This is a genomic window from Acinetobacter halobius, from assembly GCF_044130335.1.
Classification (GTDB): Bacteria; Pseudomonadota; Gammaproteobacteria; order Pseudomonadales; family Moraxellaceae; genus Acinetobacter.
In genome coordinates, this window is record NZ_JBIQOD010000025.1 from 1 (window position 1) to 14,015 (window position 14,015).

Sequence of the window (14,015 nt, forward strand, 5' to 3'; positions counted from 1 at the left end):
AGGTGAATTTATTTGAAAGGAAGCTCTTAAAGGCTCTGTTTTTACCTGACAAAAAGTGGAATAAGCAAGAAGAACCTCAACTGAGGTTCTTCTTGTGATATTTGTGGGACAGCAGTGTTCTTCGGAGTCCTTTTTTATTTATTTCAACATAAGTCAGTATTTTATGCTGACTTAGCTTGTAGGGACATTCCGTCGTACTCTTTGATACACTCAATAATATCCATCTTCAAATATCTATAACCATATAAAAATGAGAGGAAACGATGCCCATGCAAAAATGGATCAGACCAACACTCATACTCAATACCTTATTTTTCATAACTTTTACCCACAGTACTTGTGCTAAAGCAGAGGCAAAACCTACTCTCAAAACGAGCTACCAAGCTTTTGTGCCAAAAAACTGGAAGGTTTTAGAAAAAGCCCAAGGCGATTTAAACCAAGATGGTCAAGCGGACATTACCCTGATTATTGAAGATACTAATCCTGAACATATCGTTAAAAATGATCGCTTAGGCAGTGATCTCCTCAATATCAATGAACGAAAGCTTTTGGTTTTATTGAAGCATGCTCAGGGTTATCAACTTGCAGCGACTAATACTACTTTGCCGACTGAAGGCGACCTAGAGTCCCCTTGCCTCGCTGATCCACTCGGTGAGACTGAAACGTTAAGCATTCAAAAAGGCGTGCTCAAAGTTCATCTGCACTACTGGTTAAGCTGTGGTTCGTGGTATGTGACCAATCACACGTATACTTTCCGATACCAAAATCGTGCATTTAAACTGATTGGTTATGATGTCGATGATTTCCACCGTGCATCGGGCGACATCACGGCACAAAGTATTAACTTTATGACAGGCAAAGTAAAAAATACGACAGGTGAAAATGAATTTGCTGAAACTACACAACCTGTCAAAGTTCAATGGTCAACACTCAAACAGCGCTACGCATTGAAACTCGAACAGGTTCAGTTCAATGAACCACTTGAGTTTAAATAGATAGAGCGAAGAAAAGCTTTATCAAACTCATATGCATCGCTTATTGCGCTTCTAAAATACGGATTTGCACCTGAGCAACTGCACCTTCGGTTGCTTGAGCATGTTGCTGCATATTGATACTGTGCATATGTGTTTCTAAATGCTGCATGCTTTCCCATTTTTCATACATCATGATTGAAAACGGTACTTTGGTCTGTAATGCACTCTCAACAGAAGGATGATCAATATGCACGTCATAGAGATGGCAACCAGGCTCTTGTAAGACCTGCTCACGAATGTTGTTGAATGAATCAAGAACCGTTTTAAAATCTTGCTCTGAATGACAAATAATTTCAGCTATTACAGTTAACATCGTTGCCTCTCCGAATTAAGCAAAAACTTGCGTCAAATGGTTACGGTACTGCGCCATATAGGCTTCAACTTCAGGTGCTTTAATCACATCATTCACAATAAATGTCGGTAAGGTTTGCATTCCTAAGAACTGATTGGCTTTGTGAAAAGGTAAATAAACCCCGTCGACCCCAACCCCATGAAAAAATTGTTCAGTATCGTTAAATGCATCCATCGGTGCATTCCATGTCAACGACAGCATATAGTTTTTATCGTGAATCAGACCGCCTGAACCATATTTTTTTGAAACATCTGCACGTGAGCGACCATCATTGGCATACAGACTACCGTGCCCTTCGGTAAAGACATCATCAATATACTTTTTCACAGTCCACGGCGCACCCATCCACCAACCTGGCATTTGGTAAATCACGGTGTCTGCCCACAGAAATTTTTCCACTTCAACTTTTGCATCATATTCGCTATCGGCACGGGTCACTTGAACCTGATGCCCTAAACCTGACAAGACCTCTTGTGCAAGTTCAGTCAAGGTATCGTTTAACTGACCATTCGAGTGTGCAAAGGTTTTTGCACCGTTAATTAATAAAATATTTTTCATTGGAAGAGCCCAAAAGCCAAAATCTATGTAGGCACTATAGAGACTCTGTTCAGCGCTAAAAAGTAGTGAATCTGCAAAATATTATTGACTAAATATCAACAATAAATTTTAAAGTAGAAAAAAAGCGCCTTTCGGCGCTTCTTCAATGCATCAAAATTAAGGAATTAGACCTTCATCTCGCATTGCAATTTGTACTGACTGGCGTTCAGCCACTTTATTACGGATAAAGATAATATTTTTATACGGTGATAAATCATGTTCGATGCCATTTGACCAATTGGTGAGGACAAATAAATATGCATCCGCAGGGCCAAAATTATCATCGACCAAATAGTCATGATCCGACTCACCAATTTGTTTGTCGATATAACTAAGTAAACGATCAATCTCTGCATAGGCTTTTTCTTTGGCAGCGGCATCTAATGGCGCACCGAAGAAAACGGCATAAGCATCGTGCAATTCAGAGTTTAAATAACCTAGCCATTCTAAAACTTTGGCACGCCCTAAGCCTGATGGCGGAATAAGATCTTGTTTTGGATCATGTTGTGCTAAAAATGGCAAAATGGCTACATTTTCAGTCAGAATCAAACCTGGATTAATTTCTAAAGCGGGTACATATCCTTTTGGATTAATTTCGTAATAATCAGCACCTTTTTCTGTTTTATGTGTTTTTAAATCTACTCGGACTAAATCAAAGTCAACATTAATTTCATTGAGGATAATGTGCGCCGCAAGCGAGCACGCACCCGGTGCATAATAAAGCTTCATATCTGATCCTTGTTATAACTCTATTCTCTGTTTTAAATGGCTTCTAACAAACTTTCAAGTGATCAAAACCTGTAAATTGCAAAAAAGCGTAAACGAAAAATCATTCGTTCGCCTATTGAATATTGTCTAATTCACATTTTTTTTCAAGTACAACAACACTGCAATTTGCAACAGAGTTGTTTTAACATAGCCCCCTTGACCCTAAAATGAATTTGATCTGTGATTAGCCTTAAAAAAGATGAATGGTTTTCTAACATTCGTACCGATGTTCTTGCTGGTTTAGTGGTAGGACTTGCTCTAATTCCCGAATCTATTGCTTTTTCAGCAATTGCAGGTGTAGACCCTCAAGTCGGACTGTATGCCTCCTTTTGTATCGCAGTGAGCATTGCTTTTTTTGGCGGTCGTCCAGCCATGATTTCAGCTGCTACAGGCGCGATGGCTCTACTCATGATCACGCTGGTCAAAGAGCATGGCCTACAGTATTTACTGGCGGCAACTATACTCACTGGTGTCATTCAGATCATTGCGGGTTATTTTAAAGTCGCCAAACTGATGCGTTTTGTGTCGCAGTCAGTGGTGTATGGGTTTTTAAATGCACTGGCAATTTTAATCTTCATGGCCCAGCTTCCAGAACTCAGCCAAATGAATCACTGGGGCTATGCATTTGTTGCACTTGGCCTCGCTGTGATTTATCTGTTTCCTTATCTGCCTAAACTGGGGAAAAGCATTCCCTCACCGCTTATTTGTATTCTTGTCCTGACCGCTTTGGCGCTGTTTTTCGGCACAGATATGCGTATGGTCAGTGACTTAGGTCATTTCCCCGATACTTTACCTATTTTTCTACTGCCTGATATTCCACTGACCTTTGAAACGCTACAAATTATCTTTCCTTACGCCATCACATTAGCGACCGTCGGTTTGCTTGAAAGCATGATGACCACTACAGTAGTGAATGAAGTCACAGGCACTGAAGGTGACCGTCATCAAGAATGTCGCGGACAAGGTATGGCAAATATTGTGAGCGGTTTTATGGGCGGTATGGCAGGTTGTGCCATGATTGGACAGTCTGTGATTAATGTCAGCTCAGGTGCGCGTACTCGACTTTCAACCTTAGTGGCTGGTGTGTTTTTACTGTGTTTGGTGGTATTTTTTAAAGACTGGCTGTCTTATATTCCAATGGCGGCGTTGGTTGCCATTATGATCATGGTGGCATTTACAACCTTTCAATGGGACTCGGTTAAAAACATCGCTAAACACCCGTTACAAAGTAATATGGTAATGTTGAGTGTCGTGATCATTGTCTTAGCCACACACAATCTTGCCTTGGGTGTCTTTGTCGGAGTTTTACTGTCCGCATTATTTTTCATCAATAAACTGGAAAGTACGGTTCATGTCCAGTCTGTACTGCATAACCATACCCGTCGCTATGTAGTGAATGGTCAAATTTTCTTTAGCAGCTCAGAGAAATTCTTTCAGTTTTTTGACTTTAACGAACATATTCAGAAGGTTGAAATTGAACTCAGCCATGCACATATTTGGGATATGACTTCAGTCCAAATGTTAAATGCTGTGGTTGAAAAGTTTGCAGCCCGCGGTGTAGTGGTCGAGGTGTTAGGCTTAAATGAAGCCAGCAGCACCCTCATTGACCGCATCAGCTCATAAAACTGAAACCCTAGATAATAATAAAAGGGCGATAACGCCCTTTTATTATTATCCATAAAGAGAGTTAAGGCTGATTCTTACGACGTCTTAGACTACCATATAAGGCCAAACCAATTAACCCTAATGCAGACCACAGCCCTGTACTTCCCGCACTGGTTTTATCATCCTCATTAGCCACTGCATCGTTTAAGTCTAAATCCACAATCACAGGATCATGGTCAGAAGAGCGGTAAGCATCGTCTGCATAGAATGCAGCAATTTGCTCCTCAGTTTTATATTCTTCGTTATAGTCCAGTGCCGTCGGTTCATCCGCATTGATATGCCATGCAAATGCTTTTTTCACCAAAGGATAAAGTGTTGCATCGGCAATCGCATGGTCTAAATTGCCTGCGCCACCATAACCTTGGGCATTACTGGCTACACCGAAGACATAGCTATAGGCTGCTTTCCCCTGACCAATTTCTTCATCATTCAACAAGACTTTATAGTTGGCTTGTTCAAGCGCCAAAATTGGGTCTTCTTTGGCATAACTATTCATATCCCCCAACAGTAAGACATTTGGTTTACTCACCTGCGTTGGATTTTTTGCGACCCATTGCATTAACGCTTGCACTGCTTTAACGCGGGTTGGATTCCAGCATCCTTGACCATCGCCCTGATCTGCCTCTATCGAAGTTTTATCATCTGGACAGCTACCTTTAGACTTCAAATGGTTGGGAATAACTGTAAAAGTCTTCCCGCCAGATAAAGCTTGAAAGGTTTGTGCCATCGTGACACGGTTTTTCTGACTCTGATCATCAAAGACCGCTGCGACATTGATTGGTTTGACCCGCTTAGCATTATAAATAATAGCAACAGCAATCGCATCGGTTCCGAGTTTGTCAGCATTTGGAGGTGTTACATATTTCCAATCGCTCCCTAGCGCTTGGGCTAAATCTGCAACTGCACTACGCTCGCCATAACCATTGTTGGCAATTTCCATCAGACCATAAACATCTGCATCAATCGCTTTTAATGCACTGACAATTTTCTGATGTTGCTTTTTAAACTCAGCCTCAGAACTTGCACCACGTTCCGTCGGAAAACCTTGCGCCAAACCATTGTCATAATTCAGTACATTAAATGCTGCAACACGAATTTGCTGTGAGACTTTCGCAGGAACGCTCGTACGTGGGTTTTGCGCGTCTAAGACTTGCGGCGCTGTTGCATCAAGCACAGGTTGAATTCGCCATTGGTTATAACGGTATTCTAAAATGCCTTGTACATTTTGCAGTTGTGCACCTGTACGTAGGGTGTTTTTAGCACTAAAAGAAGTTGGCAACCACGGCGTTCTATTCTGATTGTTGTAACCATCATCCAAAATCAGTTTAGAACGTAAATTTTGTTGTGCCAGTGCTTTGGCTTCGGTTGAGTTGGCAGGATATAAATTGGTTGGAATATATAAACGCGCAGGGCTTAAAGCCAACTGACCATAACGCCCATAATCATAGTTTTCACTGACCGTTAGAGTTTGAGGAATATTGACCAACATACCCTGATAACGTTTTGGGGCATGGCCTGACATTTCAGTCAAATTATCAAAGGGCAAATTGATCGCTATTGGCTTAACCAAGTCACTCGCCGAAGGATTACATACGTTAATATCGCTGCTTAAATCTTGAAGCTGTAGTTGGTTTTGATAGGTTTTCAGTTTGCCTTTAAAAATGACTTCCTGCCCGACTTGCCCACCTGTCACGCTACTTGAAGAGGGAACATAGACAAACACCGCGTTGCTGGTATTGGCTTGGGCTTGAGCATCTGGGGTTTGGATAAAGAAACCTGAGAAACCATTGTTATAACGATAATCAGCCGTGATTACGCCTTTCACTACATATTCCACATCTTGCGCTGCACTTTGCAATGTCGCAATTGGGGTCGCTGTCGTACTACAGCTCAGGGTGGTCAATGGCGGTGCCACTGTATTTCCAGCAAGATAACTGGAAAATGCATTTCGGTCTGACCATTTTTCCCATGCCGATGCCAAATCAAACGGTGCGGTAACGTCAATCCCTGCACTGGAAACATGATTACTTAATAGTGTGCGTTTAAAACTATTCGCTGTTGCAACACTACCCCATCCAGTGCTTGGTCTTTCACCCACTGTGCCAAAGCGGTCAATCGCAATGCCATTATGATAAAGCACCAAAGCATCATCACCATTGAAAGCTAAGTTCGCCTGCTGTTGTACCGCATCGCCCAGCGCTTCTTTTAAAGCAGAATGCCCGACCAGATAATACCCCTTTGCTGCCAATTGCCCAGACAAACTCACTGTCAAATTTGCATTGGTACTGCCATTTGCGAACTGTTTAATCTGATATTCTGCCAAATTGACCGTCGTCGGATCTGGATTATAAATTTCTAATCCTTTCTTATTTGAAGTGCCATCTACATACTGACTAAATAATAGTTGTGCATACGCGGGAAAAGAACAACCTGCCAAAATCAGGCTCAGGCTTAATATCTGTGGCTTAAAATTTTTCATCATTTTTTATCAGTTGGTTAAATCAGATGGCAGGTTAATTTTTATTCGTTACATCATGATTAATAAATGATGACAGTTTTTAGGCTAATCAAAATAGAGCGTGCTGAATTTGATAAATTCTGAGTAAAAAATTTGACTTGTCCTGCTCAGGACTTACAATACCGCTTTCAAATTTCTACATCTGCCAAAATTATGACGAATGATCAATTAGACCAGCAAGTCGTCGAGCTAGACAACTTAAATGAACACCGCGAAATTGTGACATTTATGCGTCGTTCATCTCCGCTGAACACCTCGCAACGCACTGCGCTTGAACAATATGGTCACATGATTTTGGAATACCCTGTAGGTGACTTACGCCAACAGTTTGAACATCCAGAACGCCCGCTCACAGTTGAAATTGGCTTTGGTATGGGACGTTCATTGGTCTTGATGGCGCAAGCCAACCCTGAACGTAACTATGTCGGCATTGAAGTGCATGTTCCGGGGATCGCACAATGTGTGTATGAAGCTGGAATTGCAGGTTTAACCAATCTTCGTCTTTTAGATGCAGATGCTATTCAAGTCTTACGTGAAATGCCAGACAACAGCATCAACGCTGTGCAACTCTACTTCCCAGACCCGTGGCAGAAAAAACGCCACTTTAAACGTCGTTTCGTTTCCCATGACCGTATGCCACTGGTTGAGCAAAAGTTGGAAATGGGTGGAACATTCCACGCAGCGACAGACTGGGAACCGTATGCAGAGTGGATGATTGATGTACTTGATAACCGTCCAAATCTTGAAAATATGGCTGGTAAAGGCAACAGCTACCCGCGTCCAGACTGGCGTCCACAAACTAAATTTGAACGTCGCGGACTCGAAGAAGGCCATAAGATCAACGACTTCTTATTTAAGAAAATTAACTAAATTTTAGATCTTCTAAAATAGGGCCTAGTGCCCTATTTTTTATACTTAAAATGTTAGAACACATGCCGAATTTCAACCGTTGGATCATGTTCATCCAAACGTTCTGCCAAAATATGTAAACGTCGTGTCGGCACTGCGGGAAACAAATGATGCTCCACATGATAAAACATGTTGTAGGTCACGACCCGTTTAAACTCATTGCGCACTGTGCGCGCCATATACACATGATCTTCAGTATCATGATGTACCGTCCACACCGCAAAAAAAGCCGTCATGCATTGCCCAATCAACATGGCACTGACATGGTATTTTAAAATACTGATATCCAAGATCACAAAAACCAAAAACAATACCATGACGTTGGCAACCAGCTCAGTAGACATCCATTTTTTCTGGGTTTTAGTCCCAACCTCAAAGGCTTTTTTATGCAACATCCATGGAAAAATAGGGCCAAAAAGCAAAGCTTGCCACCACTTCATGGTTGCACTTTTCGCTTCAATATCTTCGTCCTGCATGCAATGCTGATGGTGTCGAAGATGATTAATTTGTACCGCATGCATCGAGCCGAGCATGATAATACTTAAGACAAACATGACCCAATGAGTCGCAGGTCGGCTAATGCCTAAGGCAAAATGAAAGGCATTATGCACCTGTCTCAGCCCAGTTAAGAAAAACATAAACGAGCAAAACAGCGCCAAGACATACCACTGTAAACTTGCAAAAATGAAAGAGACGATCAACCACGGTAAAGAGATAAATAGCTCACTGATAACATCAGTACGACCTAACTGAACGAGATCTTTCCACTGCACTTGTTCTAATAATGAATGTGAACGCATACACCCTCTATTTGTATTTATTTTAAGCAATACTGTACCGAATCTTAGGGCATAAAAAAAGCCACGTTTTCAGTGGCTTTGCTTGTGCTTTGTGACTTGCATCTTCGTTTCTTATTTTGAATGTCAACTGTGACGTTGACTGATCTGCTGACTCATTAAGGCATACACTTCAGCAAGATCCGCACGTTGAGCTTGCGCAAGCATCTGTTGATGCATTTGTAGAATATTCTGATCCTGACGCATCGCAGGGCCAGTTTGCATCTGTTTCGGATTATTCTGTGTGGCTTTCTGCACGGTTTCTAAAATCAAGGGGTATAGCAGACTAAAATCGACCTGCTCTGCATCCACCACTTGTTTCGCCATGTCATAGCAATAATTACTAAAATTACAAGCAAAGACAGCCGCTAAATGCAAACTTAGACGCTGCGCAGAGCTATAGCTATACACGCGTTGGCTCATGCTTTCTGCCAGAGTATGTAGTCTTTGAAGATCCGTATTTTCGGTGGCTTCTACAAACAATGGTGTATTTGACCAATCAATTTCACGTTCTAAGCTAAAGGTCTGTAAGGGATAAAAAACCCCTGCACGTGCATGTTTCATCGCCAAAACTGAAAGCGCTGTACTTCCTGAAGTATGCACAATCAACACATTCGGCAGGTATTCAGTCAATGCTGAAATCACGCTTGGAATCGACTGATCACTTACCGCAATCATCACCAAATCCACATCAGCATTTAACTGCTTAAAATGACTGACCGCCTTTGCATGTACAACTTGCGCCAAATCCACAGCTTTATCGAAGCTTCGGCTATAAATATTGATGATTTCATGCTGAGACATCAGGGCTTTGGCCAAATGATGAGCCACCCGCCCTGCTCCAATTAAACTGATCCGCATCTTGATTTCACTATTTTAAAGTGCCTACAGCATGCCAATAAAAAAAGGATGAAGCAATTCATCCTTTTTTATTAAATTGACACTGACCAACTAAAACTTACGCAGGGTCAAAATCTGTTCACTACGACCAAATGGCCCTTGCTCATCGTGCAAAACCGCACTGGTTAAACCGATACCATCATCACCATATTGCTGCGTCGCTTCCAAACCTAACCATTTCCCTTGGGGTAAACGGTATAAATGCAGTTGTAGGTCTAAATTTGGAAAACCCCATCCAGATGCTGGATTTTGACGTGGCACAATACCATTGGCTGTGTCGACCATGCCCAATAAGCGCACAAAACTTGATGTTTGCTGAGCTTCCACCATGTCCAAATTATTGTTCAACCAAACGATGCCTTTACCTGCTCGATGGCCTTCTGCCGCACGTGTCTCAATACTCTGGATATAACCGCCCGGCCAACATTTCATCCCATCCCACACGGGCAAAGTTTCAGGATGTACAATGGGTTGATCTTCTAACCCTGCAATTACACTGGTATCTTGCTTCATCATTTTCCAAGCACGAGCCACAATACAGGTCTTGCCGTTTGCCTGCATTTCCGCCTCGATCAGTTCAATAGTTTTTCCAGCACGAATGACACGGGTATGCACCGTAAACTCACCAAAAGCGATCAGTCCAAAAATATCTAAACTCACGCGTCCAATGCGCATCTCTTCGCGTGGTTGAAACTGCTCTAACTCCGCACACAAAACACCAGTTGCTGGCGCCATGTGTTGCTCATGCGGATTCCATGCACCCTGTGCATGAATATTGGAAAGATAAGACGCCGTACAGCTCCCATCACTGTGCTGTTCACGATTTAAAAGTTGATAATAGGCTGCCATGTGTATTCCTTCACTCTTATCTTTAAAATGTATTTTTTACTACCATTGGGTTTTATCTTTGTGCAAAAAAACCATAATAATTCAACAGTTGACTATAAGTTCGTACTTCATGAAATCCAACTTTAGTCAGAAGCTCTCGCATCTGGTTGGCAGATATCAGATAAAAATCTTGTTGCAGGCGCTCAATCATTTTTTCACTCTGTACCACCGTCAAACCATTGCTCTGACATAGTGTTTGTAAAACCTTGAGCTCACTGTCATCACTAGAGCTCATCAGGTCATAGCTGAGTAAAATCGCTTGTGTTTTAAGACAACGGAAAATATCGGCAAAGAAGAATGGCTTTGCTTCAAGCGGAATAAAATGCGCCACCAATATGGCTAAAGCTGCATCAAACTGTGCACTTTCATGTAATGCCGTGGTATCACCATGGACAAAGCGAACCCGCGTTAAATCACAATTGGTCGCGCTCAATAACTGCTGTGCTTTTTCAATCATGGTCAAAGATGGATCAACAGCGGTAAAATTCCACGTCGGATGCTGCGCCAACAAATATGAAAGCTCATAGCCTGTGCCACAACCCACAATTAATACATGTGCATGTTGTGGTAAATGTGTTTTTAAAATGGCTTGAATTTGCAAATGAACCAACTCATACCCTGGAATGAGCTTACGAATATGTTCATCATAACCATCCACTACAGTTTGACTCTGAAAGTCTTTCGCCATTTTATTCTTCACTCATCTATTTTTAATCGTCGCCCTAAATCTACACTTTCATGACCGCATGTTCTAGCACTTAAGCCACAGCCATAGCATCGACCGTTAACTCAGCAAGTTGCGGTTTGGCTTTTTCAGCATGTAGACCCAGTTTTTGAAAGAGTTGTTGATCCTTCCCCTCAGCAGTATTTGGCGTAGTCAGCAATTTTTCACCCGAAAACAGTGAATTTGCACCCGCCATGAAGGCCAAAGCTTGGTCGGCATCGGACAACGATTCTCGCCCCGCAGACAAGCGAATATAACTTTTCGGCATAATGATGCGCGCTACCGCAATAGTGCGAATCCACTCCGTTACATCTAACTTTTCAACTTCTGCCAAAGGCGTACCTTGCATGGGAACCAACATGTTGATCGGCATAGACTCAGGATGAATCGGTAAAGTCGCCAATTCAAACAATAAGCCAATTCGATCTTTGGTCTCTTCACCTAAGCCAACAATCCCGCCACTACACACTTTTAAGCCTGCCTCTCGGACATGACTTAAGGTATCTAGACGGTCGTCAAAACTTCGGGTACTAATCACATTTGGATAGTACTCACGCGACGTGTCTAAGTTATGGTTGTAATAATCGAGTCCTGCACCCTTTAAACGTTCGGCTTGAGAGGCATTCAGCATGCCTAGCGTCATACAGGTTTCTAAACCCAGTGCTTTGACTTCACGCACCATATCCAAAACATATGGCATATCTCGCTCATGTGGATTTCGCCATGCTGCACCCATACAAAACCGTGTAGAACCCGAGGCCTTTGCCTGCTGTGCTTCGCTAATCACTTTTTCAACCGCAATTCTTTTTTCAGCTTCAAGCTTTGAGTCATAGCGCGCAGACTGTGAACAGTATTTGCAGTCTTCAGGGCATTTTCCTGTTTTGATCGACAGTAAAGTACTGACTTGAATCGCATTCGCTTCAAAGTACTGACGATGAATTTGCTGTGCTTGAAAGACCAAATCTAAAAAAGGCTGTTGGTAGAGTGCTTGTATTTCAGCGCGAGTCCAATCATTTCTCAGGTGCATATGCTATTCCTTTTACTTTCCACTTCGGACTTTCCTTTGGCTTCAAACCAGCAAAGGAAAGTCCGTCTTCAACCTTATGCGATTTCTTTCAAATCCAGTTCATTACGCATAAATTCCTGCAATTTAAACTTCTGCGCTTTGCCCGAAGCCGTCATTGGGAACTCATTAAAAAACCGGACATAACGTGGAACTTTATTGTGTGAAATGTGTTCTGCACAGTACTGACGGATCGACTCTTCAGTAATGTCATGATGCTCATGTAAAATAATACAAGCACATAACTCTTCACCATAACGTGCATCTGGCAGACCAATAACTTGGACATCGCTGACATCAGGATGAGTATATAAAAAGTCTTCGATTTCTTTCGGGAATAAGTTTTCTCCGCCTCGAATAACGACATCCTTAATTCGGCCTTTAATTTTCACAAAGCCAACTTCATCCATTTCTGCGATGTCGCCCGTATGCATCCAGCGTGCTGAATCAATCACTTCTTGAGACTTTTCATGGTCTTCCCAATACCCCAACATTACCGAATAGCCACGAACACACAGTTCACCCAACTGACCGCGCGGCACAACTTTGCCTTGCTCATCTACAATTTTAATTTCAAGATGTGGATGGACGCGCCCTACGGTTCCGACCCGTTGTTCAACTGAATCTGAGGTTGAACTTTGTGCACTGACCGGTGCCGTTTCAGTCATACCATAGCAAATGGTAATTTCAGACATGTGCATCCGATCAATAACACGTTGCATAATTTCACGTGGACAAGGACTGCCCGCCATAATGCCTGTACGTAAACTGGAAAGATCAAAGTCATCAAACTGTTCATGCTCTAAAATGGCAATAAACATGGTCGGTACACCGTATGCAGCCGTACATTTTTCCTGCTGAATGGCTTTTAAGGTTTCTAAAGGATTAAACACTGCCGATGGATAGACCATGGTTGAACCATGCGTAATGCAGGCCAAATTACCCATCACCATACCGAAACAGTGAAACAGTGGTACAGAAATACAAACACGATCGGCAGGACTTAAGTGAATGGCTTCACCAACAAAATAACCATTATTTAAAATATTATTATGTGTCAGCATTGTGCCTTTCGGGTTACCCGTGGTGCCCGAAGTAAACTGGATATTGATGGTTTCATCAAACTGTGACTCGCTTGCAACGAGCTCTAATTGATTGAGCTGTCGCTTACTGGGGGGAGAGAGTAAGTCGCTAAAACGATGCAAACCCGTATGTTCTTCTTCATCAATTTTAATAATATATTTCAAATGTGGCAGTCGTTCCACCTTGAGCACTTTATTTTTAGCCCCTTTAATTTCAGGTGCAATTTTCATTAAAATATCTTGGTAATTTGTGCTTTTAAATTGAGATGCAATGATCAAGCCCTTACAAGAGACTTTATTCAACACATATTCGAGTTCACTACTCTTATAGGCTGTGTTCAAGTTGACTAAAATGATGCCCGCTTTAAACGCAGCAAACTGGGTAATCGTCCATTCCACACAGTTCGGTGACCAAATCGCAAGTCGATCACCTTTTTTCAAGCCCAGTTTCAGTAAACTACAGGCAAATGCATTGACCTGCGTTTGTAATTCCTTATACGTGAGTCTGACATTTTGATGCAGGCTGACAACAGCATCTTGTTCCGCATACTGCTGACAAGCCTGATCAAATTTCTCACCAATCGTCATCCCTAATAGGGGCTGACTGCTCGTTCCATAGGCATAACTTAACCGTTCTTGTGTCATCGAATCGTTCTCCTTGATTCATTATCATCTTGTT

13 protein-coding genes are annotated in these 14,015 nt (G+C 42.2%); 3 read left to right on the forward strand and 10 right to left on the reverse strand.

Annotation, left to right across the window (positions count from 1 at the left end):
* Positions 1–269: 269 nt before the first annotated feature.
* On the forward strand, positions 270–995 hold the full coding sequence (locus ACE01U_RS15705) for a hypothetical protein (RefSeq protein ID WP_395579899.1): 726 nt from the start codon (positions 270–272) through the stop codon (positions 993–995).
* A gap of 40 nt (positions 996–1,035) precedes the next feature.
* Here ACE01U_RS15705 and ACE01U_RS15710 read toward each other — a convergent pair whose 3' ends face one another.
* The 3 genes from ACE01U_RS15710 to ACE01U_RS15720 all read right to left on the reverse strand — a co-directional run bounded on the left by ACE01U_RS15710 (position 1,036) and on the right by ACE01U_RS15720 (position 2,712).
* Positions 1,036–1,347 carry a putative quinol monooxygenase gene (locus ACE01U_RS15710; protein WP_086208402.1) on the reverse strand — a complete coding sequence of 104 codons (312 nt, stop codon included), beginning with the start codon at positions 1,345–1,347 and terminating at the stop codon, positions 1,036–1,038.
* 15 nt (positions 1,348–1,362) lie between these two features.
* Positions 1,363–1,944, reverse strand: coding sequence for an NAD(P)H-dependent oxidoreductase (locus ACE01U_RS15715; RefSeq protein ID WP_395579900.1), 582 nt, complete (start codon positions 1,942–1,944; stop codon positions 1,363–1,365).
* Between the two features lie 156 nt (positions 1,945–2,100).
* The gene (locus ACE01U_RS15720; protein WP_078388936.1) at positions 2,101–2,712 is read right to left on the reverse strand and encodes a glutathione binding-like protein; all 612 of its coding nucleotides are present in this window, start codon (positions 2,710–2,712) and stop codon (positions 2,101–2,103) included.
* 219 nt (positions 2,713–2,931) lie between these two features.
* On the opposite strand from ACE01U_RS15720, the gene ACE01U_RS15725 reads away from it, so the two are divergent.
* Entirely contained in the window at positions 2,932–4,374 is a 1,443-nt protein-coding gene (locus ACE01U_RS15725) for a SulP family inorganic anion transporter (protein ID WP_395579901.1), read from the forward strand.
* 64 nt (positions 4,375–4,438) lie between these two features.
* On the opposite strand, the gene ACE01U_RS15730 is transcribed toward ACE01U_RS15725, so the two are convergent.
* Positions 4,439–6,895 carry an ExeM/NucH family extracellular endonuclease gene (locus ACE01U_RS15730; protein WP_395579915.1) on the reverse strand — a complete coding sequence of 819 codons (2,457 nt, stop codon included), beginning with the start codon at positions 6,893–6,895 and terminating at the stop codon, positions 4,439–4,441.
* Between the two features lie 192 nt (positions 6,896–7,087).
* On the opposite strand from ACE01U_RS15730, the gene trmB reads away from it, so the two are divergent.
* Positions 7,088–7,804, forward strand: a complete 717-nt coding sequence (trmB, locus tag ACE01U_RS15735; protein WP_086208879.1) for a tRNA (guanosine(46)-N7)-methyltransferase TrmB — start codon at positions 7,088–7,090, stop codon at positions 7,802–7,804.
* 53 nt (positions 7,805–7,857) lie between these two features.
* On the opposite strand, the gene ACE01U_RS15740 is transcribed toward trmB, so the two are convergent.
* From ACE01U_RS15740 to ACE01U_RS15765, 6 genes are all read right to left on the reverse strand, one after another.
* Positions 7,858–8,643: a fatty acid desaturase family protein gene (locus ACE01U_RS15740; RefSeq protein ID WP_395579902.1), complete on the reverse strand. Its 786-nt coding sequence runs from the start codon at positions 8,641–8,643 to the stop codon at positions 7,858–7,860.
* Positions 8,644–8,766: 123 nt separating this feature from the next.
* The gene (locus ACE01U_RS15745) at positions 8,767–9,540 is read right to left on the reverse strand and encodes a Rossmann-like and DUF2520 domain-containing protein (RefSeq protein ID WP_395579903.1); all 774 of its coding nucleotides are present in this window, start codon (positions 9,538–9,540) and stop codon (positions 8,767–8,769) included.
* A gap of 90 nt (positions 9,541–9,630) precedes the next feature.
* Complete coding sequence (locus ACE01U_RS15750) at positions 9,631–10,428, reverse strand: thioesterase family protein (RefSeq protein ID WP_395579904.1); 798 nt, start codon at positions 10,426–10,428, stop codon at positions 9,631–9,633.
* Positions 10,429–10,480: 52 nt separating this feature from the next.
* Positions 10,481–11,155 carry a class I SAM-dependent methyltransferase gene (locus ACE01U_RS15755; RefSeq protein WP_395579905.1) on the reverse strand — a complete coding sequence of 225 codons (675 nt, stop codon included), beginning with the start codon at positions 11,153–11,155 and terminating at the stop codon, positions 10,481–10,483.
* A 70-nt stretch (positions 11,156–11,225) separates the two neighbouring features.
* A complete protein-coding gene (bioB, locus tag ACE01U_RS15760) occupies positions 11,226–12,218 on the reverse strand; it encodes a biotin synthase BioB (RefSeq protein ID WP_395579906.1) in 993 nt (330 codons plus the stop codon).
* 74 nt (positions 12,219–12,292) lie between these two features.
* A complete protein-coding gene (locus tag ACE01U_RS15765; RefSeq protein ID WP_395579907.1) occupies positions 12,293–13,981 on the reverse strand; it encodes an AMP-binding protein in 1,689 nt (562 codons plus the stop codon).
* Positions 13,982–14,015 lie beyond the last annotated feature (34 nt).

Bases quoted from the DNA above. Each gene is read 5' to 3' on its own strand.
- ACE01U_RS15755 (WP_395579905.1), bottom strand. From the start codon at position 11,155: ATGGCGAAAGACTTTCAGAGTCAAACTGTAGTGGATGGTTATGATGAA.
- ACE01U_RS15705 (WP_395579899.1), top strand. From the start codon at position 270: ATGCAAAAATGGATCAGACCAACACTCATACTCAATACCTTATTTTTC.
- trmB (WP_086208879.1), top strand. From the start codon at position 7,088: ATGACGAATGATCAATTAGACCAGCAAGTCGTCGAGCTAGACAACTTA.
- ACE01U_RS15730 (WP_395579915.1), bottom strand. From the start codon at position 6,895: ATGAAAAATTTTAAGCCACAGATATTAAGCCTGAGCCTGATTTTGGCA.
- ACE01U_RS15745 (WP_395579903.1), bottom strand. From the start codon at position 9,540: ATGCGGATCAGTTTAATTGGAGCAGGGCGGGTGGCTCATCATTTGGCC.
- bioB (WP_395579906.1), bottom strand. From the start codon at position 12,218: ATGCACCTGAGAAATGATTGGACTCGCGCTGAAATACAAGCACTCTAC.
- ACE01U_RS15710 (WP_086208402.1), bottom strand. From the start codon at position 1,347: ATGTTAACTGTAATAGCTGAAATTATTTGTCATTCAGAGCAAGATTTT.
- ACE01U_RS15715 (WP_395579900.1), bottom strand. From the start codon at position 1,944: ATGAAAAATATTTTATTAATTAACGGTGCAAAAACCTTTGCACACTCG.
- ACE01U_RS15720 (WP_078388936.1), bottom strand. From the start codon at position 2,712: ATGAAGCTTTATTATGCACCGGGTGCGTGCTCGCTTGCGGCGCACATT.
- ACE01U_RS15765 (WP_395579907.1), bottom strand. From the start codon at position 13,981: ATGACACAAGAACGGTTAAGTTATGCCTATGGAACGAGCAGTCAGCCC.
- ACE01U_RS15740 (WP_395579902.1), bottom strand. From the start codon at position 8,643: ATGCGTTCACATTCATTATTAGAACAAGTGCAGTGGAAAGATCTCGTT.
- ACE01U_RS15750 (WP_395579904.1), bottom strand. From the start codon at position 10,428: ATGGCAGCCTATTATCAACTTTTAAATCGTGAACAGCACAGTGATGGG.